Here is a 24272-nt window from a genome sequence, read left to right on the forward strand (position 1 = left end):
TCGCTACGTTCCCGGCACCGGGTCCCTCGTCACCGGGCAGCTCATGCACCGCGGCCCGCCCCGGCCGCGCCCCAGCTCGCTGCCCAGGATCTCGATGACCTCGATGCCCTGTTTACGCAGATATGTGTTGGTCGTCGCGTTCCGCTCGTACGCCACCACGACGCCCGGCTCGACCGCGAGGACGTTGCAGCCGTCGTCCCACTGCTCCCGCTCCGCCGCGTGCACGTCCTGGGTGGCGGTGAGTACCCGGATCGCGTCCAGTCCGAGCGCGGCGGCGATCGCCCGGTGCATGTTCTCGGGCGGGTGGTCGGTGACCTTCAACTCCCGGTCGCCGACGCCCGGTTCGATGGTGTAGGAGCGGAGCATGCCGAGGCCCGCGTACTGCGTGAAGGTGTCACCGTCGACCATCGTCATGACCGTGTCGAGATGCATGAACGCGCGCCGCTTCGGCATGTCGAGCGCCACGATGGTCTGCGCGGAGCCCGCCGCGAACAGCTTGTGGGCGAGCATCTCGACGGCCTGCGGCGTGGTGCGTTCGCTCATGCCGATGAGCACCGCGCCCTTGCCGATGACCAGGACGTCGCCGCCCTCGATGGTCGAGGGGTAGTCCGCCTGGCCCTGTGACCAGACGTGGAAATCCTCGCCGCGGAAGAGCGGGTGATGCCGGTAGATCGCCTCGAAGTGCACGGTCTCGCGCTGCCGGGCGGGCCAGCGCATGGCGTTGATGGAGACGCCGTCGTAGATCCAGGCCGACGTGTCACGGGTGAAGAGGTGGTTGGGCAGCGGGCCGAGCAGGAAGTCGTCCAGGTCCATACAGTGGAAGCGCACGGAGGTCGGCTCGGGGTGGGCCTCCAGGAACTCCCGTTTGGTCATGCCGCCCACCAGCGCCTCGGCCAGCTCCACCGACGGCAGCGTCTCGAACGCGATCCGCAGGTGGTCGGTGGCCAGGGGGCCGTACTCCTTCTCGTCGAAGACCCGGTCCAGGATGAGCAGGCGGGCCTCGGGCACGTCCAGGGTCTCTTTCAGCAGGTCACCGAAGAGGTGGACCGCCACGCCCCGGTCGCGCAGTACGTCCGCGAAGCCGTCGTGCTCCTGGCGGGCCCTGCGCACCCACAGGACGTCATCGAAGAGCAGGGCGTCCTTGTTGCTCGGAGTCAGCCGCTTGAGCTCCAGATCGGGGCGGTGCAGTATGACGCGGCGCAGCCGCCCGGCCTCGGAGTCGACATGGAATCCCATGGGTCCATCTTTCCCCGGCCGGGCGGCTCACGCGCGGTCAACACGGCAACGGCACCTGATGACTGTTCAGGCGCCGTGCGCCGGAGTTCAGAGCCGCGGGCCCACCGGCTCAGAGCCGCGGGTCCACCGGCTCCGACTCCAGGGCGAGCACCGCGAACACCGCCTCGTGGACGCGCCACAGCGGCTCGCCGTCCGCCAGCCGGTCCAGGGCCTCCAGGCCGAGCGCGTACTCGCGCAGGGCGAGCGAACGCTTGTGGCCGAGGGTGCGGCTCCGCAGCTTCTCCAGGTTCTCCGGCCGCGTGTACTCCGGGCCGTAGATGATCCGCAGGTACTCGCGGCCCCGGCACTTGACGCCGGGCTGCACAAGCCGCCCCTGCCCGTCCCTGGCCAGGGCCTCGACCGGCTTGACGACCATGCCCTCGCCGCCACGTCCGGTCATCTCCAGCCACCAGTCGACGCCCGCCCGCACCGACGCCTCGTCGCCGGTGTCGACGTACAGGCGGCGGGTGGTCTGGAGCAGGTCGGAGCCCTGGCCGCCGTCGTGCTCCACCATGCGGTCGATCAGCGCCAGTTGCCGGTCGTGCCGCAGCCCGGCGAGGCTGCGGCCCTGGACGGCCAGGATCTGGAACGGCGCGAGACGTACGCCCTCCAGGCCGTCGGTCGGCCAGCAGTAGCGGCGGTACGCGTCGGTGAACGCGGCGGCGTCCGCGGCGCGTTCACGCTGCCTGGCGAGCAGCGAGCCCGCGTCGACGCCGCGTGCCGTCGCGGCCTCCAGGGTGGCCAGCGCGCCGGGGAAGGCGGCCCCGGCGGCGGCGCCCACGGCCGCGTACTGCGTGCGGAGCAGACCGGACGCCTTCAACGACCACGGCATCAGCTCGGCGTCGAGCAGCAGCCAGTCGCTCTCCAGCTCTTCCCACAGGCCCGCCTCGGTGACGGCGGCGCGCACGCGGCCGAGCATCTCCTCCGTGAGGGACGGGTCGGTGAAGAAGGGGCGGCCCGTGCGGGTGCAGAGGGAGCCGCTCGGGCCGTCCACGCCGAAGCGTTCCCGGGCCGCGTCCGCGTCACGGCAGACCAGGGCGACCGCGCGCGAGCCCATGTGCTTCTCCTCGCACACGACGCGGCCGACCCCGTCCCGCGCGTACGAGGCGAAGGCCTCGGCCGGGTGTTCCAGGTAGCCGTCACGCCGTGACGTGGCGGTGGGCGCCATCGTCGGCGGCAGGTACGGCAGCAGGCGCGGGTCGATCGCGAAGCGGCTCATGACTTCGAGGGCCGCCGCCGCGTTCTCCTCGCGCACCGCGACACGGCCGGCGTACCGGGTGTCCACCACGCGGCGGCCCTGCACGTCGGTCAGGTCGAGGGGGCGCCCGTCGTGGCTGCCGGGTGCCTCGGTGCGCAGCGGCTTGGCGGGCTCGTACCAGACGCGCTCCGCGGGGACGTCGACGAGCTCGCGCTCCGGCCAGCGCAGCGCGGTCAGCTTGCCGCCGAAGACGGCGCCGGTGTCCAGGCAGATGGTGTTGTTCAGCCAGGTCGCGGTGGACACCGGGGTGTGGCCGTAGACGACCGCGGCCTTGCCGCGGTACTCCTCCGCCCACGGATAGCGCACCGGCAGCCCGAACTCGTCGGTCTCGCCGGTGGTGTCGCCGTACAGCGCGTGCGAGCGCACCCGCCCCGACGTGCGCCCGTGGTACTTCTCGGGAAGACCGGCGTGACAGACGACCAGCTTGCCGCCGTCGAGGACGTAGTGGGACACGAGCCCGTCCACGAACTCCCGTATCCGCGCACGGAATTCCTCGCTCTCCCCCGCCAGCTGCTCGACGGTCTCGGCCAGGCCGTGCGTGTGCTGGACGCTGCGGCCCCTGAGGTGGCGGCCGAGCTTGTTCTCGTGGTTGCCGGGCACGCAGAGGGCGTCGCCGGAGCCGACCATGGACATCACGCGCCGCAGGACACCGGGAGTGTCGGGGCCGCGGTCGACGAGGTCGCCGACGAAGACGGCGGTACGCCCTTCGGGGTGCGTGCCGTCGACGTAACCCAGCTCGCGGAGGAGGGTCTCCAGCTCGGAGGCGCAGCCGTGGATGTCGCCGATGATGTCGAAGGGGCCGGTGAGGTGGGAGAGGTCGTTGTAGCGCTTCTCGGTGACGAGACGGGCGCCGTCGATCTCCTCGACGCCGCGCAGGACGTGCACCTTGCGGAAGCCCTCGCGCTCCAAGTGCCGCAGGGAGCGGCGCAGTTCGCGCTGGTGGCGCTGGATGACGCGGCGGGGCAGGGCGGCCCGGTCCGCGCGCGTGGCGTTGCGCGCGGCGCAGACGTCCTCGGGCACGTCGAGCACGATGGCGATGGGCAGCACGTCGTACTGCCGGGCCAGCTCGATCAGCTGCTTGCGGCTGTCGCTCTGCACGTTGGTGGCGTCGACGACGGTGCGCCGGCCCGCGGCCAGCCGCTTGCCCGCGATGTAGTGCAGCACGTCGAAGGCGTCACCGCTGGCGCTCTGGTCGTTCTCGTCGTCGGCGACGAGCCCCCGGCAGAAGTCGCTGCTGATCACCTCGGTGGCCTTGAAGTGGCGCCGGGCGAAGGTGGACTTGCCGGAGCCGGTGGCGCCGATGAGGACGACGAGGGAGAGGTCGGTGACGGGGAGCACGCGGCCCGTGGCGTCGGTACCAGTACTGGTAACGGCGCTATTGGCACCGGCGCTGTTGCCGTTGTCGTTGTCGTTGTCGTTGTCGTTGTCGTTGGTCATGCTGCCCGCACCTCCTTCGCGGTCCTGTCCGTCTTCGGGGCCTTGTCCGTCCGGTGGAAGACCGCCATCTGCGTCGGCGGGCCCACCTCGGGGTCCTCGTCGCCGATCGGGGCGAGATCCACGTCGTACGCGTGCCGTTCGGCCACCCGGTGGGCCCACGCGCGGAACTCCTCGCGGGTCCACTCGAAGCGGTGGTCGCCGTGGCGCGCGTGTCCCGCCGGGAGGGTCTCCCAGCGGACGTTGTACTCGACGTTCGGCGTCGTCACCAGGACGGTGCGGGGCCGCGCCGAGCCGAACACCGCGTACTCCAGGGCGGGCAGCCGCTCCACGTCGACGTGTTCGATCACCTCGCTGAGCACGGCCGCGTCGTACCCCTTGAGCCGCTTGTCGGTGTACGCCAGCGAGCCCTGGAGGAGCGTGACGCGCTCCGCCCTGCGGTCACCCATGCGGTCGAGCTTGAGCCGCCGCGAGGCGACGGTCAGCGCGCGCGTGGACACGTCGACCCCGACGATCTCGGTGAACCGCGCGTCCTTGAGCAGCGCCTGCACCAGCTGGCCCTGGCCGCACCCCAGATCGAGCACGCGCCCGGCCCCCGCGGCGGTCAGCGCCGCGAGGATCGCCTCGCGTCGCCGCACGGCGAGCGGCACCGGCTTCTGCGGCCCCTCCTCGGAGTCGGGGTCGGCGCTCTCCTCGTCGACGGCGTTGTCGATCTCGGCGACGTCCGTGTCGTCCGCGTCGGCGAGCCGCGCCAGTTCGAGGCGCTCCTGCGCCTCGCGGGTCAGGGATCTACGCCGCGACAGATAGCGGCTGGTGATGAGTTGCTGCTCGGGGTGGTCCGCGAGCCAGCCCTCACCGGCCCGCAACAGCTTGTCGACCTCGTCCGCCGAGACCCAGTAGTGCTTGGCGTCGTCGAGGACGGGGAGCAGGACGTACAGGTGGCGCAGTGCCTCGCCGAGGGTCAGCCGCCCCTCGGGCGCGTCGAGCAGGAGACGCACGTACCGCGAGTCGCCCCACTGCGGGAACCGCTCGTCCAGCGGCACCGGCGTCGCCGTCACCGTCCAGCCGAGCGGCGCGAAGAGCGCCCGCACCAGCTCGGCGCCGCCGCGCGCGGGCAGCGCGGGCACCTCGACGCGCAGCGGCAGCGGCTGCGCGGCCCGCTCGGGGCGTGCGGCGCACAGCCCGCGCATCGCGCTGGAGAACACCGCGCCGATCGCGACGGCGAGCAGCGACGACGCGGCGTAGGGCCGGTCGTTCACGTACTGCGCGAGTGCCGCGTCAGGCGCGCCGCCCCGCCCCTTGCCCTGCCCGCGCCGCACGAGCGCCACGGGATCGACCTCCAGGAGCAGCGCGGCCGTGCAGCGCTCGGCGGTCGCCTCGGGGTAGAGGACATGCGCGGTGCCGTAGGAGGTGGAGAAGGCCTGCGCCTTGCCGGGATGCTTGTGCAGCAGGAATCCGAGGTCGGTCGCGGGGCGTTCAGGGGTGCCGGTGGTGCTGATCGTCAGGAACACGGTGGGTAGGCCTCGAAACGGGGTCTGAGCCACGGGGGTCCGGCCGGCCGCGGCACGCCGCGCGCACGCGCGCACGCCCCGGACGCGGACGTCACCCCCACAGCGACGGAAGTACGCGCGCGGTACGCGCCGTGCCGCGGTCGCCCGCCCGCACGGCGCCTTCGTCCCCCGGCGCGCCTTCACAACGTACAGCGGTGATCGCGGGCGCACCCGGGAATTTCGGCCGGTCCGCCGCCGGCGTACGGGACCGACACGCGCGGCCGACACGCGGGGCCGACGTACGAGGCCGACGCGCGGGGCCGTGTTTTGTGCGTGGTGATCCGGGGGACTGGAGGTGTCCGACCCGTCTGAAGCAAGGAGTTCCCGTGCGCGCCGTCGCCCTCGTCTGTTCGCTCTCCCCCTCTCCGTCCGCCTCCAGCAGTGAGTTGCTGGCGGGCCAGGTGCTGGCCGAGTGGGAGAAGCTGGGGGTGGAGGTGGAGTCCGTACGGGTCGCCGACCATGACGTGAAGCCCGGTGTCGCGATCGACATGGGCGAGGGGGACGCGTGGCCCGCGCTGCGCGAGAAGGTCCTGGCGGCCGACATCCTGCTCCTGGCCACGCCGATCTGGCTCGGCCACCCGTCGAGCATCTGCCAGCGTGTCCTTGAGCGCCTGAACGCCGAGTCGTCCGAGTCCGACGACCAGGGGCGGCCCCTGACCTACGGCAAGGTGGCGGCCGTGGCGGTGGTGGGCAACGAGGACGGTGCGCATAAGGTGAGCGCCGACACCTTCCAGGGGCTCAACGACGTCGGTTTCACTCTCGCTCCGGGGGCGGTGACGTACTGGGTGGGCGAGGCCATGCAGGGCACCGACTACCAGGATCTGGACGGGACCCCGGACGCCGTCGCCGACACCACCCGGACCCTCGCGGCGAACACCGTCCATCTGGCGCGACTGCTGCGTGACGCGCCCTACCCGTCCGCATCGTCCTGAGGTGACCGCTGACGTCCCGAGGTGACGCTCACGTCCCGAGTGGCCGCTCACGTCCGGACGTGACCGCTCACGTCGGTAAACGTCCGCGTTGATCCGTCGCTAATCGTTTGTTGATCGGTTCTGTTCACCCTGTGCCCGTCGATATTCGGGGGAAGACAGGGAAAGACCAGTGTCGGATACACGCATATCGGTGGCCGTACACGCCACCGACCCCCTCAGCCGCGCCGGAGTGATCAGTCACCTCCGCCACCAGCCCAGCGTCGAGCTGGTGGACCGCACCGAGGACCCATCACAGACACCTCAGATCGCGCCCGGCAGGGCGCCCGCACCGGAGCGCGTCGCCGTCATGCTCGTGGACCGGCTCGACGACCTCGCGGGCACCGAACTGCGCCGGCTCGCCAGGTCCGCCGAGCAGCGCGTCGTCCTCATCGCCAGCGAACTGCGCGAGCCGGAGCTGCTCGCGGTCGTCGAGTGCGGCGTACGCGCCATCCTCTGGCGGCACCAGGCGACCCCGCAGAAGCTGCTGCGCGCCGTGCACAGCGCGGCGCGCGGCGAGGGGGAGCTGCCCCCGACCTCATCAACCGGCTCATGACCCAGCTGGGGCGGCTGCGGCTCTCGGCGCTCGACGGGTCGCCGTCCGCCGCCGGGGCGCTCGTGCCGACGCTCGGCATGGCGCCCCGCGAGGTCGACGTGGTCCGGCTGATCGCGGAGGGCCTCGACACCAAGCAGATCTCGGAGAAGCTCGCCTACTCCGAACGCACCGTCAAGAACGTGCTGCACGCGCTGATGACGCGCCTACAGCTCCAGAACCGCGCGCATGCCGTCGCGTACGCGCTGCGGGAGGGATACATCTGATGCCGCCGATCCACCGCCTCCGCCCGTCCGGGCCGGGGGTCCCGTCGTGATCCACGAAGTGGACGAAGCGCTGCGCCAGTTGCTGCGGGCCGCGCTCCCCGAAGGGTCCGGCGAGGTCGTCTTCGAGGCACCCAACCGCGACTGGGCGGCGCGCCGCAACGCGCCGACGCTCAACTCGTACCTGTACGACATCCGCGAGGACGTGGCCCGGCGCGAGCGCGGCGCGTACGCGGAGCGGGGGCCGGACGGCGTGGTGCTGCGCAGGCGGCAGCCGCCCCGCTGGTTCCGGCTCTCGTACCTGCTCACCGCCTGGACCAACCGCCCGGAGGACGAGCACCGGCTCCTCTCCGCGGCCCTCGGCACGCTGCTCGCGCACGAGCTGCTGCCGCCGGACCGGCTCCCGGACGCGCTCGCCGCACTCGGGGTGCCGCTGCCGCTCAGCGTCGCGGTGCCGCCGCCCGAGTCGCGTTCCATCGCGGACATCTGGTCGGCGCTCGGCGGTGAGCTGAAGCCGTCCCTGGACGTGGTGATCACGGTGCCGTTCCCGGTGTCCCCGGTGTACGACGTGGCGCCGCCGGTCACCGAGGGCGCCGTCGTGGCCGTACGCGGCATCGGCGGCGAGCCGGGCGACGCGCGTCCGCGGATGCTGCGGACCAGGGCCGGCGGCGCGGCCGGGCCGGCCGAAGAGAAGGGCACCCGGTGAGCGCCGCCCCCGACACGCTCCTCGGGCTGCTGGACGAGCTGCGCGGGCGCGTGGCGGAGCTGGTCGAGCGGCGCGGCTCCGCCGACCCGACGGCGGCCGACCCGCTGCGCGGCCTGTACGTGACGCAGGAGCTCGCGCACCGGCTGGCCACGGCTCCCCCGCAGCCGCCCGCGGACCTCATGGGGACGGGCGAACTGGGCGGCGTCCTGGGGGAGTTGTCCGGGCCGTTCGGGCTGTCCCCCTTGACCAGCGCATCCTGCTGGCCGCCTGCGCGCCGGACGTGGACCGCCGCTTCGAGCCGCTGTACGGGTATCTGAACGACGACGTGGGGCGGCGCCGGGCCACGGTCGCGCTCGCCCTCGACCTCGCGGGCACCGCCCCGCACGACCCGGCCGCCCGCGCCCGCTTCCACCCCCTGGCGCCGCTGCGTGCCGGGGGGCTCCTCACGCTGGAGGACGAGGACCGGCCGCTGCCGGGGCGTGCGTTGCGCGTGCCCGAGCGGGTGGTGGCTCGGCTGCTCGGCGGCGACGCGCTCCTCGACCCGGAACTGACCGGCCACGCCGTGGAGTTGCTGCCCCCGGTGGTACCGGCGGCAGGCGACGCCCAGGCGTCCGGTGATCGGCTCGCCGCGCGCATCGCGGACCTCGCCGCCGACCGTGCGCTCCTCGTCCACCTGCGGGAGCGCAGGGACGGCTCCGCCGCCGAGCCCGTGGCCGACGCGCTGCGGGCCGCCGGGCTGCCCGTGCTGCGCCACCGGCAGGCGGGCGGGACGGGGGACGACACCGGCCGGGTCGCCCTCGCGCTGCTGCGGGAGGCACGGCTGCGGGGAGCCGCGATCGTCGTGGGTCCGCTGCCCGCCGCACCGGGGCCCCTGGTGCGGTCCCTGGCGACCGGGGACGTACCCGTGGTGTTCCTCGGGAGTGAGCCGTACGACCCCGGGTGGGCGCCGGACGCGGGGCTGCTCGCGCTGGACGCGCCGCCGCCCGACGGGATCGACGCGGCGGCGATGTGGCGCGCCGAGCTGGCCCGGTACGGGCGGGAGCACCACGCCCCCGACGCCGACGACCACCGCCCCGGTGTCGGCCTGGCCGAGGCCGTCGCCCCCTACCGGCTCAGCGCCGCGCAGATCCGCCGGGCCGCCCGCGCCGCCGCGAACCTCGCCGCGTTCGACGGCACCGCGCCGACCGCCGCGCACGTCCAGAGCAGCGCCCGGCTCCAGTCCGCGCCGCTCCTGGACAAGCACGCCCGGCGGATCCGGCCCGAGGTCGGCTTCGCCGACCTCGTGCTGCCGGACGAGCCGCTCGCCATGCTGCGCGAGCTGGCGCAGCGCGCCCGGCACCGCGACAAGGTGCTCGGGGAGTGGCGGCTGCGCACCGGGGGCGGCCGCGGGCGCGGCGTCGTCGCGCTGTTCGCCGGGGACTCCGGCACCGGCAAGACGCTGTCCGCCGAGGTGGTGGCCGGTGAACTGGGCCTCGACCTGTACGTGGTGGACCTGTCGGCGGTGGTCGACAAGTACATCGGCGAGACGGAGAAGAACCTGGAGCGCATCTTCGCCGAGGCGGACCGCACGGACGCCGTGCTGCTCTTCGACGAGGCCGACGCCGTCTTCGGCAAGCGCTCGGAGGTCAAGAGCTCCCACGACCGGTACGCCAACCTGGAGAGCGCCTATCTCCTCCAGCGCCTGGAGGCCTTCGACGGCATCGCGGTGCTGACCACCAACCTGCGGTCCAACATCGACGACGCGTTCACCCGGCGCCTCGACCTCGTGGTCGACTTCCCGTTCCCTGACGTCGACCAGCGTGTCACGCTGTGGCGGACCTGTCTGTCGGGCACGCCCTGCGCGCCCGACCTGGAGGCCGAACTCACGCGCTGCGCGAAGGAGTTCGAGCTGGCGGGCGGCGGTATCCGGTCGGCCGCCGTGACGGCCGCGTATCTGGCGGCGGGGCGCGGCGGCCCGGTCTCGGGTGCGGACGTGCGGGCCGGGGCGCGGCGTGAGTACCGCAAGATGGGCCGGCTTGAGCCGGGTGGGTCACTGCCCTGGCAGTGACCCGCCCGGAAGCGGCCGGGGCCGGGCGGCGCACCCCGCGGTGCGCCGCCCGGCCCCGGCCGTACCTGTTCCCGTACGGCTACTCCGGCCAGTCGGAGATCGTCCAGCCCATGCTCTTGTTGTTGTCGTCGCACTGCCAGGTGACCGCGCTCAGGTCGTTCTGCATGTCGACGAGGCACTCGCCGGAGCCGACAGCGACGATCCGCGTCAGCCCGTCCGGGCGCTTCTCCAGCTTCCACTTCTGGTTGTCCGGCAACCGGCCGGACTCGATGTTCTCCGGCGGGGCGTGGAAGATCTGGGCGATGTTGGTGTTCACCTTCTGGTCCAGGACGGTGCCGGGGGCGTGGGCGGGCTCCAGGGCGTAGGTGTCCGACTCCGGGTAGTGGTGCAGGATCCAGTCCTGGTTCTCGCCGAACTCGTCCGTGAGGGAGGGGTTCTGGCCGACATAGGTGCCGTCCTCCTGCTTCCCCTCCTTGACCTCCAGGTACCAGCCGCCGCCTTCGGCGCTGCGGATGGTGTGCGTCGTGGGGCCCTCGAGCTCCTTGTCCTTCTCCTCGCCGCCGCTGCCCGGCTCCGACTTCGGCGCCTCTTCCTTGCCCGCGTCGGCCGGGGGCGCGGGCTTCTCCTTCTTCTCCTCGCTGGGCTCCGGCTCGGGACTCGGCGCCTTCTTCATCTTGTCGCCCTGCGGGAGCTGCTGCTGCTTGCCGGGCAGCTCCCTCGCCTGGGAGGTCAGGGCCGGCTTGTGCTGGAACCACATCACGGCCGCCGCGATGCCCAGCGCCACCAGGACCGAGAGCACCGCCATCGCCCAGCGCGGGATCACCGAAGGCTGTACGTACGTGCCGCGCAGCTCCACGGGCTCGGGCACCCCGGCCCGCAGCACGGAGACGGTGAACGGATGCTTGCTGGTGCCGCCGACCCAGCTCACCGCGCCCGGCTTCAGGCGCAGGTCGGCGAAGCCTGCGCGGCCCGGGGCGACCTGGACGGAGCCCGGTTCGGACTCCACCTCCAGCTCCTCGCCGTTCTCCCGGCCGGAGAAGGAGGCGGTCAGCTGCTGGTTGCCGAGGTTGTCGACGGCCACGGCGGCCCGTGCGCTGAACCGGCCGCGTACGACCAACGGCAGGAGTTCGGTGCGCAGTTCGGTGAAGGGGCCGACGGTGACCTGGCCCTCGACGACGTCCGCGGTGTGCGGCGCCTCGCGCGGCAGCACCCGCACGCCGACCGGTGTCGGGCCCGCCACCGCGTCCGACGTGCGGGGCGGCGCGAGCTCGACCTCGGCCGTGGCCTCCGCGCCCGGGTACAGCCGCAGCACGTCGGGCTGTACGCGGGCCCAGCCGGCCGCGGTCCCGACCACCTGGAGGCGGTACTCCTCGACGGTGTCACCCGTGTTGCGCACCCGCAGCCGCATCTTCGCGGTGGAGCCGGGCTCCACCGTCGTCGCGGCCGGTTCCAATGCTGTCCACATGTCGCTCATCGCCCTACCACGCCGGGATTCTTCACGCTTCCGCCGACCATCGCCCGAAGGGTCGCGCTGTCCGCGACGCCGGTCCTGGGGAGGCCGACGGCCCCCTGGTACTCCTTGATGTGGGCGGCGGTGTTGCTGCTGTACCTGGCCGTGGTCGGCGCCGAGCGGCCGTTCGCGAAGTAGGCGACGCCGTGCTCGGCGTAGGCCCGGTCGCGGTTCAGGTCGTCGTCGCTGATGCCGGCCTGGGAGGCCCACCAGAAGGCCGCCTGCAACTGCACGACCTCCCAGGTGTCCGCACCGGAGCGGACGTCGTCGGGGCGGATGCCCTGGGCCCACAGGGAGGTGAGCGTGGCCCGGCCGAGGGTGCCCTTGTCGTCGGTGGCGAAGATCTGGGCGGTGTTGCGGCCGCTGCTCTCGCCGGAACGGACCACGGCTTCCTGGTAACAGATCAGCGAAGCCTCGGTGTTGGCGTCGATGACGCCGGGGGTCACGCGACCGTTCAGCGTGCACGGGTTCTTCGAACCGAGGGCGGCGAGGCGGCGCTGGGCGTACTCGACGACGACGTCCGCCTTGTAGCCGCGCTTCCACGGCGGTCCCGCCTTGGCGCCGCCGCCCGCGCGGGGGGCTCTGGGCTTGTCGGCCTGTTCCGCGCCGCTCCCGCTTCCTCCGCCGCCACCTCCGCCGCCACCGCCGCCTCCACCGCCCCCGGAGGAGCCGCCGGAGCCGCCCTTGTCCCCGCCGCCGGGTGCCGCGGCGCCGCCGCCACCGCCACCGCCTCCACCACTCACGTCGTCGCTGATCTTCTCGTCCTTCGGGGGCCCCGGGGCGTCCACCAGCTTCTTCTTCTCGCCGCCCTGCACGACCGCGTCGGGGGACGGGGCGGCCTGGTTCTCGCGGGCGGAGCCGGTCAGCTTGGGGGCGAAGGAGAACCAGAGCACCACGAACGCGACGGCGAGGGCGGCGAGGACGCTGCCGAAGGCGAGGAGCCACCGGGGCAGGACCGAGCGCTGGTCGAAGCTGCCGGGCAGCTCGTGGGCGGTGTCGTCGCCGGAGCGGCGTACGGAGACGGTGAGCGGGTGCGCCTGGGCCCCGCCGGTCCACAGCACCTGCTGCGGGCGGACCGTCATCTTGACGAACGCGGCCCGGCCAGGCGCCACTTGGACGGCTGCGGGCAGGACCTCGAACGTCAGCCGGTCGGCGTCGGCGCGGGCGGTCAGGGACGCGGTGAGCGGGGTGTTGCCGAGGTTGTCCACGGCGACCGAGGCCCGGCCGCGGAAGCGTCCGACGATGGTGGGCGGCAGCAGCTCGGCCCGGATCTCGGAGAACGGCGTGACGGTGACCTCGCCCTCGACGACATCGCGGGCGTGCGGGTTCTCCCGGGGCTCCACGCGGATGCCGAACGGGGTCGGACCCGCCGCCGAGTCCGGTGAGCGGGGCGGCGCGAAGGAGATCTCGGCGGTGCCCTCGCTGCCCGGGTAGAGCCGCAGGACCTCCGGTTCGACGCGGGACCAGCCCGCCGGGGTGCCGACCACCCCCAGTCGGTACTCCTCGACCGTGTCTCCCGTATTGCGTACGCGAAGCCGTACGGTTGCTCGGCCACCGGGGTCAACGGTCACCGCGGCCGGGTCAAGGGAGTTCCACCACGTCATACGGGCACGGTAGAGCCCGCCGCCGGGTCTCTCCTTGTACGAAAGGGCCACGCCGGGGGCAGCCCGTACTGCCCTCCCGTACGGGCCGCCGGGCCGTGCGCCGCACCGTCCGGCGGCGGCTCAGCCGTGGGCCGGCAGGAGGGGCCGGGGCGCGCCGGTCCGCGCCTTCCACCGGGCGAGCTGCGCGGCGATCTCGGCGGCCTCCATGGCGCCGCGCCGGTCCATGACGCGGTAGGCGATCAGCAGGGCGCCCCTGGCCCGGTCGAGATCGCCGAGGGCGAGGAGCGCCCGGCCCCGCGCGGCCATCGCCAGGGCGTGGCAGAACGCGTCGCCCAGCTCGCCCTCGACGGCCAGCGCCGCGTCCGCGCAGTCCATGGCCTTGCCGGGGCTGCCGAGCTCCAGTTCACAGGCGGCGAGGCGGGCCCAGCACAGCGCCTCCCAGCGGGGGTCGCACGCGTGGGCGTGCAGGCGCCGTGCCTCGCGCAGCCGGTCGGCGGCCTCGGCGGCGCGGCCCGCGGCGAGCAGGGCGCAGCCCGCCTGGTAGAGGACGTGGGCGAGGGTGGAGGTGCCGCCCGACTGCCGCGCCTGGCGCACCGCTTCGGTCAGGGCGGTGTCGGCCTCCGCGCGCCGCCCGAGGGTGACGTGCACCCGTGCCATGTGGGAGAGGACGCGGATGCGGTCGCTGTGCCCGCCGAGCGCCCCGAACCGGGCGTAGGCGAGGCGCAGTTGCTCCAGGGCCGCTTCGGGGCGGCCCGTGCCCATGAGGACGATGCCCAGTTCGTGGGTGCCCTCGGCGCCGACCAGCGGGTCGCCCGCGGTCGCGGCCAGGCGCAGGCTCTCGCGCAGGGTCCGCTCGGCGCGGCCGTAGGTCTCCGTGCCGTAGTGCGGGGCGCCGAGGAGCCGCAGGGCGCGGGCCGCCGCCAGGTCGTCGCCGTGGCGGCGCGCGATGTCCAGGGCGAGTTCGGCGAGAGGTTCCAGGTCGCGGTGGCGGGCGGTGCCGACGAGGAGGTGGGACCAGGCGGTGAGCAGGTCCACGGTGGGGCGCAGGCCGGAGGGCGCGCCGCCGTCGTCGCCCGCCGCGTCGGGGATGTACCGCAGGGCGTTCTCGGCGGCCGCGTACAGGCGGGTGTGGGCGACGACGAGCCAGTCGCGTGCGGCGGCCTCGTCCGGCAGGTCCTTGCCCGGTGACGCGGGCCGGTGCAGCAGGGCGGGCAGCACGCTGTGCGGCTTGAGGTGGCGGACGGCGGTGACGACGGTGGCCAGGACGTAGTCGAGGAAGCGGAGCCGGGCGTCGGCACGCTCGCGGGGGCTCTCGTGGCGTTCGCACCGGCGGCGCGCGAAGAGCCTGACGAGGTCGTGGAAGCGGTAGCGGTCCTCGCCGTGCAGCTCCACGAGGCCGGCGTCGACGAGGCGTTCCACCGCCGTCTCGGCCTCCTCGTCGGGTATGTCGAGCAGGGCGCCCGCGGCTCCCCGGCAGAAGGAGGGCATGTAGCAGAGCGACACCATGCGGAAGGCGCGGGCGAGGTCCGCGTCGAGGGCTTCGTAGCCGAGGCGGAAGGTGGCCTCGACGCCGAGGTCGTCCACCCGCAGCTCGTCCAGACGGCGGTGCTCGTCGCGCAGCCGGGCGGCGAGGTCGGCGACGGAGCGGCCGGGCCGGGCGGCCAGCCGTGCGGCGGCGATGCGGACGGCGAGCGGGAGCCCGCCGCAGGTGGCGACCAGTTCGCGGGCGGCGGCCGGTTCGGCGCTCACACGGTCGCCGCCGATCATGGCGGAGAGCAGGCCCAGTGCCTCCCGCTCGTCCATCGTCTCGACGTCGACGAGGCGGGCGCCGGGCAGGGTGATGGTCCGCGAGCGGCTGGTGACGAGGACCGCGCAGCCCGGGGTGCCGGGCAGCAGGGGCCGTACCTGCGCGGTGTCGCGGGCGTTGTCGAGGAGGACGAGCACGCGGCGTCCGGCGAGGAGCGAGCGGTACAGGGCGGTCTGCTGGTCGAGGCCGTCGGGTACGGCGCTCTCGGACACGCCGAGGGCGCGCAGGAAGCCGGTGAGCGCGCTGCCGCTGTCCACGCCCGGCGCCGGGTCCGCGCCGCGCAGGTCCACGTACAGCTGTCCGTCGGGGAAGTCCTCGCGTAAGGCGTGCGCGACGTGCACCGCGAGTGCGGTCTTGCCGACGCCGCCGAGCCCGGTGAGCGTGGCGACGACCATCGTGCTGCCGGTCGTGGCCCCGCGCAACGTCTCTCCGAGCACGCCCACTTCGGCCTCCCTGCCCGCGAAATCGGTGACGTCGGAGGGGAGTTGCGCGGGGGCGAGGGCGGTGGGGCGGCGGGGGGTGTCCGGGCGGCGCGGCGGGGCCTTGAGGGGTGGCGTGCGCAGGGGTGGGCGGGTGGCGGCGGCCGTCGTCGTCGGCGCGAGGGGGCCGCCGCCCCGCAGGCTCTTGTACAGCGCGGTGAGTTCCGGGCCCGGGGAGACGCCGAGTTCGGTGGCGAGGGTGCGGCGCGCCGCCTCGTACACCGCGACGGCGTCCGCCTGCCGGCCGCAGCGGTGCAGGGCCAGCATCAGCAGGGCCTGGGCGCGCTCGCGCAGCGGATGTTCGGCGGCGAACACCCGCAGCGGGCCGGTCGTCTCGCCGTGCCGGCCGAGCGCGAGGGCACAGGCGAAGAGTTCCTCCTGGGCGGTGACGGTCAGCTCGGTCAGCCGGTCGCGCTGCCGTGCGGCGTAGGGGCCGGGCAGGCCGGCCAGGGGCGCGCCGTCGGACAGGGCGAGCGCCGCCGTCAGCTCCTCGTGGGCGTCGGCGTGCCGTCCGGCCCCGCTCGACCGGCGGGCAGCGGCCACCCGGTCCTCCAGCTCGCACGCGTCCAGGGCGGTACGCGGCACCCGCAGGGCGTAGCCGTCCCCGGCCGACACCAGGAGCCGGGCGGGCCCGCGGGCACGCCGGTCGGGTTCGAGCAGGGCACGCAGCCGGGAGACGTACGTACGCAGCGTGCCCACCGCACGCGGCGGCGGCTCCTCGCCCCACAGCGCGTCGACCAGCTCCGCGGCGGAGACCGGCCGCCCGGCGCGCAGCAACAGCACGGCGAGGGTGGCGCGCTGCTGCGGCGAGCCGAGCGTCAGCTGCTGTCCGTCGCGCCAGGCCCGCACGGGCCCGAGGACCTGGAACCGCAGTGCTTCGTCGGGGCCGCCGCGGCCGGCCGCCCGCCCGCCGTCGCCGTTCCGTCCCGGATCGCCCTCCGCGTCGCCCCACATGGTCAGCCCGCACCCCTTGCCCCGTGACGCACCGCGAATGTGCCCGTTCGTACTGGCCACGGATGGCCATCAGCACCAAACGTTACGACAGTCGCACCGGTCCCCCGGCGCATCCGGCGCACTTGCGCCACCTTGTTGACCAGGTATTGACGCTGCTGAGACGCGGTGCGAGGCATATGCGCCAAGGACCACGCACATTCGGCCGAGCCGGGCGGGACGGGGAACGGCGGGCCCGCCGCGACCGTCGCGGGTGCCGGTGCGGGTGTCCGGAAGGGCACCGCGCGCTGCCCCCGCCGGCGCGGCGGCCGGAACGGGGGCGCCCCGCCCCGCGTGCCCCGGCCGGCGCACCCGCCCGGGCGGCCGAACGGGCAGCGGCCTCTGCCCTCGTTGACGTCCGTTCGTCTCTACGCTCCGGCCCGCGCGTGAGACATCGTCACCGGTATCGCCCGACGCCGAGCCCGGTCACGGCCCACGTCGATCCGTCGATTGCCCTCCCTCCAGGAAGAGAGCCAGGACCCACATGCCCACGTACCTGTCCCCCGGTGTCTACATCGAGGAAGTAGCCAGCGGTTCTCGACCCATCGAGGGCGTCGGCACTTCCGTGGCGGCCTTCGTCGGCCTGGCGCCGCGCGGCCCGCTCAACGAGCCGACGCTGGTGACCAACTGGTCCCAGTACGTCGCGGCGTTCGGCGAGTTCACGGACGGGTACTACCTGGCGCACTCCGTGTACGGGTTCTTCAACAACGGCGGCGCCGCCGCGTACGTCGTCCGGGTCGGCGGCACCGACTCGGCCGAGGCGGCCCCGCGGGGCGCGGCTCCCGCGCAGGCCCCCAAGCAGCTGACCGCGGGCGAGCCGGTGGCGCTCGGCGCCTTCACGGTGTCGGCGATCACCGCGGGTTCCGCGGGCGGGCCCCTCACCGTCGAGGTGCAGGACGGCGAGGGCGAGAGCGCCGCGGACCGCTTCAAGCTGGTCGTCAAGGACGGCGACAAGGTCGTCGAGAGCTTCGACGTGAGCGCGAAGAAGACCGCGCGCAACTACGTCGTCACGCAGGTCAAGCAGCGTTCCAAGGTCATCGTCCTGGAAGAGGCGTCGGCGGCCGGCCAGTTGGCCAGGCCGGAGGCGCAGACCGTCACGCTCGCGCCGCCCGCGCCCGCCGCCGCCGTGCCCGCGACGGCCTCGCCGAACGGCGCCGCGCCCCGCGTCGAGACCGCCCAGTTCATCGGCGACTCCGCCGACCGCACCGGGTTCGGCGGCCTGGAGGCCCTGGACGAGATCAACATGGTGGCGGTGCCGGACCTGATGGCCGCCTACCAGCAGGGCCTGATCGACGAGGAGCAGGTCAAGGCCGTCCAGCTCGGGCTGATCGCGCACTGCGAGCTGATGGGCGACCGCATGGCCATCATCGACCCGCCGCCGTCGCTCAACGCCCGCCAGGTGCGGCAGTGGCGCCAGGAGACCGCGGGTTACGACTCGCGGTACGCGGCCCTGTACTACCCGTGGATCAAGTCCTTCGACCCGGCCACCGGCCAGGCGGTCCTCGTGCCGCCGTCCGGCCACATGGCGGGCGTGTGGGCGCGCAACGACTCCGAGCGCGGCGTGCACAAGGCCCCGGCCAACGAGATCGTGCGCGGCGCGGTCGACCTGGAGCTCCAGATCACCCGGGGCGAGCAGGACCTGCTCAACCCGATCGGCGTCAACTGCATCCGCGCCTTCCCCGGCCGCGGCATCCGCGTGTGGGGCGCGCGGACCATGGCGTCCGACCCGGCGTGGCGCTACCTGAACGTGCGCCGCTACTTCAACTACCTCGAAGAGTCGATCCTCATCGGCACCCAGTGGGTGGTCTTCGAGCCCAACGACCACGCCCTGTGGGCACGCATCCGCCGCAACGTCTCGGCGTTCCTGGTCAACGAGTGGCGCTCGGGCGCCTTGTTCGGCCAGCGCCCCGAGGACGCCTTCTACGTGAAGTGCGACGAGGAGACGAACCCCGCCGAGTCGGTCGACCTCGGCCGGGTCGTCTGCGAGATCGGCATCGCGCCGGTCAAGCCCGCCGAGTTCGTGGTGTTCCGGCTCGCGCAGTTCTCCGGCGGGGGCGGCGAGCTGGAGGAGTAGAGCGCGAGCGCGTACGCACGTCAAGCACCGCCCACAAGCATCGCTACAGGAGTGAACCCCCTTGTCCCTTCAGCCCGGTGACGCCCTCACCACACACAACTTCGGCCTTCAGATCGACGGTGTCATGGTCGAGTACCTGCAAGAGGTCAGCGGCCTGTCGATGGAGCAGGACGTCATCGAGTACCAGCAGGTGTCGGCGGACGGGAAGCCCGTCGTGAAGAAGATGCCCGGCGTGAAGAAGGCCGGCGAGTGCACGGTCACGCGCGGCATGACGCAGAGCCCCGTCTTCAGCGAGTGGATCAACAAGTCCATCGCGGGCGACATGGGTTCGGCGCGCAAGAACGCCACGATCATGATGATGGACTACCAGAACTCGCCGGTGAAGCGGTACAACCTGCGCAACGCCTGGTGCAGCAAGGTGGAGACCAGCGGGGTCAAGGCGGGCGACGCCGCCGCGCTGACCGAGCAGGTCACCATCGTCTTCGAAGAGCTGGTCATCGAATAATGCGGCGCGAGGGCCCGGCGGGGGCGGCGGCGGTCCGTGAACCGCTGCGCACGGAGTTCGAGTTCGAGCTGCCGCGCGGCTTCGTGGACGAGTCCGGCACCGTGCACCGCAACGGCGCGATGCGGCTGGCGACGGCGCGCGACGAGCTGGTCCCGCTGCGGGACGTGCGGGTGCGGGAGAACCCCGCGTATCTCTCGGTGGTGCTGCTCGGCCGGGTGATCACCCGGCTCGGCACGCTCGGTGCCGTCCACGACGGCACGGTGGAGAACATGTTCGCCTCCGACCTCGCCTTCCTCCAGGACTTCTACCGGCAGATCAACGCGGAGGGGCACACGCGGGCCGCCGTGGCGTGCCCGCACTGCGAGGAGTCCTTCGAGGTGGAGCTGGCCGGGAGCCGCCTGGGGGAATCGTGACGTACGCCGCCGACCGCATCGAGGAGGAAGTCGCGTATCTCGCCTACCACTTCCACTGGGGCATGGACGACATCCTCGACCTCGAACACGCGGACCGGCGCGCGTACGTGGGGCGGACGGCCACGTTGGTGGAGCGGGCGGAAGCGGGGCGGTGAGGCGGTGGGCCGGTGTGGCGGCGGGACGGTTCCGCTGGTCGGTTCGGCTGGTCGGTTCGGCTGGTCGGTGAGTCAGGCAAGTGGTGAGTCGAGGTAAGTGATGGGCTTGTTCGGGTGGCGACGCGGGTCGCGGAGCCGTGGGGCGGAGGTGCCGCCGCGGGCTGACGCCGGTGCCGGTGCCGACGCCGGTGCCGCCGCCGGTTCCGGGGTGCGGCGGGACGGCGGCTGGGCCGCCGTGCCGCCGGTCCAGCGCGTCCTCGCCACACCGCGCACGGTCGCCGAGCAGGGCTTCGGCGCGACGCTCGCCACTCACCAGAACCCGTCCTTCGGCGGGGAGTTGGGCCATGCGGTACGCCCCTCGGCCCCCGGCGGCCTGCTGCGCGACGTCCTCAGGCCCGTGGCCGGACGCCCCGGCGCCCTCGACCTGCCGTCACTGCACCTGCCGGTCCACGGGCTGCCGGAGCCGCTGGGTGAGGAGGCGGGCTCGGGTTCCGTGGGTGCGGGTTCTGCGCGGCACGCGGCTTCGGGAAGCGGTGTTCAGCGGTCGGGGCCGGCGCGTTCGGGCGGGCAGGCGGTTACGTCTCCGGCGGCGTCGGCTTCCGCTCCCGGCAGGCCTGTACAGCGGTCCGCCGAGCCGCCGGCCGAGGGCACGGCCTCGCGCCCGGCCGACAGCGGCAGCGCGGCTCGGGGCAGGCCCGAGAGTGGCGCCGCCCCTGTCACCGGCGGCCGGGGTACGTCGGCGCCGGGGAGGACCGCCGCGCCGCGGCCCGCCGCACCCGCCAGGGGCACGGCCGCAACGCCGAGCGCCACCCCCGCCTCCGCCTCCAGCTCCACCCCCACCCCCGTCCAGACCGCACCGCAGAGCACCGCACCCGCCAGGGGCACAGCGGCGGCGCCCAAGCCGGTAAGCGGAACAACCGGCCCGCTCACCAGTAACCGGGGCACATCAGCGCCCGGGACACCCGCCGCACCAGGCAACGCCACACCCCAGCCCGCCACACCCACCACGCCACCTACAGCCACCCCACAGCCCGCCACAGACACCAAGCACACGACCCCGCACAAGCCCACCGACAACACGGCCCAACCCACCAGCAACCGCAGCACACCAACGCCCAGGACACCCGCCGCACCACGGAACGCCACACCCCAGCCCGCCACACCCACCACGCCGCGTAAGCCCACCACGCCCAGCACCCCCGCCGCGCCCGTCAAGGGTCCGGCCGTGAACACGTCAGGGGACGGTTCCAGCCCCCTCATCGGCAACCGCAGCACACCGACGCCGAGCAGCACCCCCGCTCCCATCCAGCTCGCGCCGCAGACCACCACACCTGCCAAGGGCACGGCCCCGCACAAGCCCGTGAGCGGTACCGGCCCGCTCGCCGGCAGCCACAGCGCGCCCGCGCCGAACGTCGCCCCCGCGCCGGGGAAGGCCATGCCGCGGCCCGCCACGTCCGCCACGGGCTCGGCCCCGCACACCGACAGCAACCCCACCTCGGCAGCACCGGCAGTACCGGCAGCAACCCCCGGTTCGCCGAAGGCCGTTCCGCAGGCCGCCGCGCCCTCCAAGGGCATGGCCGCCGACAAGCCCGGGAGCCGTACCGCCCCGCTCCTCGGCAACCCCAGTACGCCCATGCCGAGCGTCACCCCCGGCCCCGCCCAGGCCGCACCCACGGCAGCCGCGAGCCCCACCGAACAGCCCACCGCGCCCGCCGAAGGCGCCGCCCGGAACAAGGGTGCCGCCCCTCCCACCGCCGGCCCCAACCCCCCGCAGCCGTCAGCCACGTCCGCCACGGCCGCCGCTCCCCGGCAGGCCACCGCACCCGCGGCCCCCAAGACCACCGGCATCTCGGCCCCCGTACAGCGCAGGGCGACCGGCGGCGTCCCGCTCACCGGTACGCGGACGCCTCCCGCCCCCGGCGCGAGCCCCGACCGACCCGGCCACGGGACCGCCGTACAGCCCACGCAGCCGCACCCGCACCCGCACCCACAGCCGTCCACCGCGCAGGCTGAAGCCGCCGCCTCACACACGCCCACCGTTCAGCGCGCCGCAGCCCCCCGCGGCGGCACGTCGCCCGGAGGCGCCGCACCCGAACCCCTCGTGGGGCGCGCACCGGCAGGGCGTTCCCGTTCTCCCCTGGTGTCCGCCGTGCCGAGCGTGGTCCCGCAGCGGCGGCTGTTCCCCGTCGGCGTCGCGCGCGGCGCCGACGCGGGCCATGCCGATCTTCCGGACAGGCCGAGCCCTCGAACCGGCTCGCTGTCCGCGCCGGACGCCTCCCCGGGCGTCCGGGCCCCTGATGTCCCCGGGTCGGTGCCCCCGCCGGCCCGGGGATGCCTGCCGCAGCCGTTCCCGGTCCAGGGAACGTGCCCGCGGCGGAAGACCCCGTCGCTGTGCGGGCGGATTCCCCCGTCCAGCCCGTACAGCGACGGCCTCTCGTACGCCGTGTCCGGCGTTCCCCGGACGACGGCGCGACCCCGGCGGCCGGGCGTCCGCGCACGGGACTCGGCAAGCCGCTGACTCCGCAGGTCCCCGCCGTGCCCGGCGGCCCGGCAGCGGCCACCCCCGTGCAGAAGGCCCCGGCCGCCGCCACCCCCTCGCCACAGCCCCCGGCTCCCGCTCCCGCTCCTCCGGCCACGCCCACGCCCACGCCCGCCCCGGAGGCAGAACGCACCACACCCATCGCGAAGCCCCTGCCCGTCGTGCCGCTCAACCGCCGTGCGACCCCCGGCAGTTACCGCTCGTCGGCCGCCGCGGCCACCCGCCCTCTGGCGCCCTCCCGGAGCCTGAAGGGCCGGCCCCGGCGGCGGACCACGCCGGGCCTGCGCCGCGAGCCCTTACGGGGCGGGCGGTGCCGAACGCCGTGCCGCTCCAGCGTTCCGTGGGCACGTCCAGCACGGCCGCCACCCCGGCCACCGCCGCCACCCCTGTCGTCGTCCCCCTGGGCAAGCCGAACCCCCGAGCACCGCGCCGGACGCCCTCCCCCGCGCCCGCTCCCCTGACCGCGCCCGCCGCCCCGGCCTTCACCTCCGTACCGGCCACGCCGCCCGTACGCACCTCTGCCCAGCCCACGGCCCGACCGGCCGTCCAGCGAAGCGCAGCGCACACCGCACCCGCGCCCACCCCGGCACCCGCTCCGCCTCCGCCCCGGCCGGCCCCGCTACGCGAAAAGCCGACGCCCCCGCTCCCTCCGCTCCCCCCGCTTCCGGAGAAACCCGTGACGGCGGCACACCCCCCACCGCCGCCCCCGAGTCCACCCCCGCCGACCTCGACGACCTGGCCCGGCGCCTGCTGGCCCCCCTCTCCCGGCTGCTGCGCGCGGAGCTGCGCGGTGACCGCGAGCGGATCGGCCGGCTGCGCGACCACGGCCGCTGACCGGACCGTCCGCCCGCCCGCACGCCCGCCGCCCGCTCGCTCATCCGCTCGTTCACGTCCGCCACGCCGCCACAGGAAAGAACCACCGATGCCCTCGACCCTGGACCCCGGTTCCACCGTCTTCTTCAAGCTGACCATCGACGGCCAGGACCTCGGCCTGTTCAACGGCTGCGACGGGCTGTCCTCCGAGGTGGAGGTGGAGCAGCGGCAGGAAGGCGGCAACAACGGGTTCGTGTGGCAGCTGCCGACCCGCGTGACGTTCTCCACCATCCGCCTCACCCGGCCCCTGACCGCCGACACCTCCCGCGTGGCCGCGTGGATCTCGTCCATCGCGACCGGGATCTCCCGGCCCACGGCCCAGATCGCCGCCCTGCGCGCGGACGGGTCCGTCGTCGCGCAGTGGGGTCTCGTGGAGGTGCTGCCGGTGCGCTGGCAGGGGCCGAGCCTCAGCCCGGACAGCCCGAGCGTGGCGACCGAGACGCTGGAGATCGCGCACCACGGGTTCACCGACGCGGGGGGTGCCTGAGATGGCGGCGCCGACCGGCGGCAAGGCGGGAGCGAGCCTCGTACGGGCCGCGCTCGCCATCCACCAGCCGCCCACCGATCTGGGCGGCTCGCTGGGCGGGAAGATCGGCGAGGTCGAGTTCCAGTTCAACCCGACGCAGCTCCAGATGGGCCGCTCAGCCGAGTGGCGCACGCAGCCCGCGGTGGCCTACATGCGGGGCGCGCCGCCGAAGTTCACCGGGTCCGTGCCCGCCACGCTCCAGCTGGAGGTCTTCCTCGACTCCTCGGGGACGCCGAACTCCGGCAAGGTGCAGAAGCAGGTGGAGCTGCTGCTCTCCTGCTGCGAGGTGACGCCGCAGAGCGCGACCTCCAAGCGGCCCTCGCCGCCCTGGGTGCGGTTCTCCTGGGGGTCGTTCAACACCGTGCAGTTCGTGGCGTACGTGACGAGTGTCAGCGCGACGTACACGCTGTTCAATCCGACCGGCGAGCCGATCCGCGCGACGTGCTCGCTGTCGCTCACCGAGGTGGCGATGCCCACCAAGGGGCAGAACCCGACGTCCGGCGCGCTCTCCGCCCGCCGCGTGCACCGCACGGTGGCCGGTGACTCGCTGGCCTCGCTGGCCTGGCGGGAGTACGGCGACGCCACCCGCTGGCGGCTGATCGCCGAGGCGAACGACATCGACGACCCGATGCGGCTGAGACCCGGCACCGAACTGCTGCTGCCCGCCGCCGAAGAGGCCCGCCCCGCGCCTGCGCACATGGAGTCCGCATGAGTGACCTGAGTGACCTGAGTGACCAGAGCGA

Annotated in this window: 16 protein-coding genes and 2 pseudogenes; 11 read left to right on the top strand and 7 right to left on the bottom strand. The window is 74.0% G+C overall.

The features are described from left to right. Positions 1-3 precede the first annotated feature (3 nt). The 3 genes from ACOBQB_RS07505 to ACOBQB_RS07515 form a co-directional block, all read right to left on the bottom strand. Positions 4-1236 (bottom strand): arginine deiminase, encoded by a 1233-nt coding sequence (locus ACOBQB_RS07505; RefSeq protein ID WP_423589777.1) that lies wholly within the window; start codon positions 1234-1236, stop codon positions 4-6. A gap of 109 nt (positions 1237-1345) precedes the next feature. Continuing rightward, positions 1346-3970 carry a polynucleotide kinase-phosphatase gene (locus tag ACOBQB_RS07510; protein ID WP_423589778.1) on the bottom strand — a complete coding sequence of 875 codons (2625 nt, stop codon included), beginning with the start codon at positions 3968-3970 and terminating at the stop codon, positions 1346-1348. Further along, positions 3967-5478: a 3' terminal RNA ribose 2'-O-methyltransferase Hen1 gene (locus ACOBQB_RS07515; RefSeq protein ID WP_423589780.1), complete on the bottom strand. Its 1512-nt coding sequence runs from the start codon at positions 5476-5478 to the stop codon at positions 3967-3969. The genes ACOBQB_RS07510 and ACOBQB_RS07515 overlap by 4 nt, the downstream gene beginning before the upstream one ends. A gap of 365 nt (positions 5479-5843) precedes the next feature. Between ACOBQB_RS07515 and ACOBQB_RS07520 the strand changes: the two genes are divergently transcribed. The 4 genes and pseudogenes from ACOBQB_RS07520 to ACOBQB_RS07535 all read left to right on the top strand — a co-directional run bounded on the left by ACOBQB_RS07520 (position 5844) and on the right by ACOBQB_RS07535 (position 10054). Beyond that, positions 5844-6449: a flavodoxin family protein gene (locus ACOBQB_RS07520; protein WP_423589781.1), complete on the top strand. Its 606-nt coding sequence runs from the start codon at positions 5844-5846 to the stop codon at positions 6447-6449. 169 nt (positions 6450-6618) lie between these two features. Continuing rightward, positions 6619-7304 (top strand): annotated as a pseudogene (locus ACOBQB_RS07525) (response regulator transcription factor). Positions 7305-7350: 46 nt separating this feature from the next. Next, positions 7351-8007: a DUF4255 domain-containing protein gene (locus ACOBQB_RS07530; RefSeq protein WP_423589783.1), complete on the top strand. Its 657-nt coding sequence runs from the start codon at positions 7351-7353 to the stop codon at positions 8005-8007. After that, positions 8004-10054, top strand: a pseudogene (locus ACOBQB_RS07535) (AAA family ATPase). The gene ACOBQB_RS07530 and the pseudogene ACOBQB_RS07535 overlap by 4 nt, the downstream one beginning before the upstream one ends. 79 nt (positions 10055-10133) lie before the next feature. Here ACOBQB_RS07535 and ACOBQB_RS07540 read toward each other — a convergent pair. The 3 genes from ACOBQB_RS07540 to ACOBQB_RS07550 form a co-directional block, all read right to left on the bottom strand. Further along, positions 10134-11528: a hydrogenase expression protein gene (locus ACOBQB_RS07540; RefSeq protein ID WP_423589785.1), complete on the bottom strand. Its 1395-nt coding sequence runs from the start codon at positions 11526-11528 to the stop codon at positions 10134-10136. Then, positions 11525-13168, bottom strand: coding sequence for a peptidoglycan-binding protein (locus ACOBQB_RS07545; protein WP_423589786.1), 1644 nt, complete (start codon positions 13166-13168; stop codon positions 11525-11527). The genes ACOBQB_RS07540 and ACOBQB_RS07545 overlap by 4 nt, the downstream gene beginning before the upstream one ends. Positions 13169-13288: 120 nt before the next feature. Further along, positions 13289-16408, bottom strand: coding sequence for an AfsR/SARP family transcriptional regulator (locus ACOBQB_RS07550; RefSeq protein ID WP_423589787.1), 3120 nt, complete (start codon positions 16406-16408; stop codon positions 13289-13291). A 520-nt stretch (positions 16409-16928) separates the two neighbouring features. On the opposite strand from ACOBQB_RS07550, the gene ACOBQB_RS07555 reads away from it, so the two are divergent. The 4 genes from ACOBQB_RS07555 (at position 16929) to ACOBQB_RS07570 (ending at position 19591) form a co-directional block, all read left to right on the top strand. Beyond that, positions 16929-18518 (top strand): phage tail sheath family protein, encoded by a 1590-nt coding sequence (locus ACOBQB_RS07555; RefSeq protein WP_423589789.1) that lies wholly within the window; start codon positions 16929-16931, stop codon positions 18516-18518. A 61-nt stretch (positions 18519-18579) separates the two neighbouring features. Then, positions 18580-19023, top strand: a complete 444-nt coding sequence (locus ACOBQB_RS07560) for a phage tail protein (RefSeq protein ID WP_205040150.1) — start codon at positions 18580-18582, stop codon at positions 19021-19023. Further along, complete coding sequence (locus ACOBQB_RS07565) at positions 19023-19436, top strand: hypothetical protein (protein ID WP_423589791.1); 414 nt, start codon at positions 19023-19025, stop codon at positions 19434-19436. Before ACOBQB_RS07560 ends, ACOBQB_RS07565 begins: the two co-directional genes overlap by 1 nt. Then, entirely contained in the window at positions 19433-19591 is a 159-nt protein-coding gene (locus ACOBQB_RS07570) for a DUF6760 family protein (protein ID WP_167516034.1), read from the top strand. Before ACOBQB_RS07565 ends, ACOBQB_RS07570 begins: the two co-directional genes overlap by 4 nt. Before the next feature lie 537 nt (positions 19592-20128). Here the strand turns inward: ACOBQB_RS07570 and ACOBQB_RS07575 are convergent. Then, positions 20129-20491: a hypothetical protein gene (locus tag ACOBQB_RS07575; RefSeq protein ID WP_423589794.1), complete on the bottom strand. Its 363-nt coding sequence runs from the start codon at positions 20489-20491 to the stop codon at positions 20129-20131. Positions 20492-20816: 325 nt separating this feature from the next. Here ACOBQB_RS07575 and ACOBQB_RS07580 point away from each other — a divergent pair, with 325 nt between their 5' ends. The 3 genes from ACOBQB_RS07580 (at position 20817) to ACOBQB_RS07590 (ending at position 24241) form a co-directional block, all read left to right on the top strand. Beyond that, positions 20817-22109 (top strand): hypothetical protein, encoded by a 1293-nt coding sequence (locus ACOBQB_RS07580; RefSeq protein WP_423589796.1) that lies wholly within the window; start codon positions 20817-20819, stop codon positions 22107-22109. Positions 22110-23052: 943 nt separating this feature from the next. Continuing rightward, a complete protein-coding gene (locus tag ACOBQB_RS07585; protein WP_362991594.1) occupies positions 23053-23490 on the top strand; it encodes a phage tail protein in 438 nt (145 codons plus the stop codon). A gap of 1 nt (position 23491) precedes the next feature. Next, complete coding sequence (locus ACOBQB_RS07590; RefSeq protein ID WP_423589798.1) at positions 23492-24241, top strand: LysM peptidoglycan-binding domain-containing protein; 750 nt, start codon at positions 23492-23494, stop codon at positions 24239-24241. Positions 24242-24272 lie beyond the last annotated feature (31 nt).

Origin of the sequence: Streptomyces sp. G5(2025), from assembly GCF_049542075.1 — a bacterium.
Taxonomy (GTDB): Bacteria; Actinomycetota; Actinomycetes; order Streptomycetales; family Streptomycetaceae; genus Streptomyces.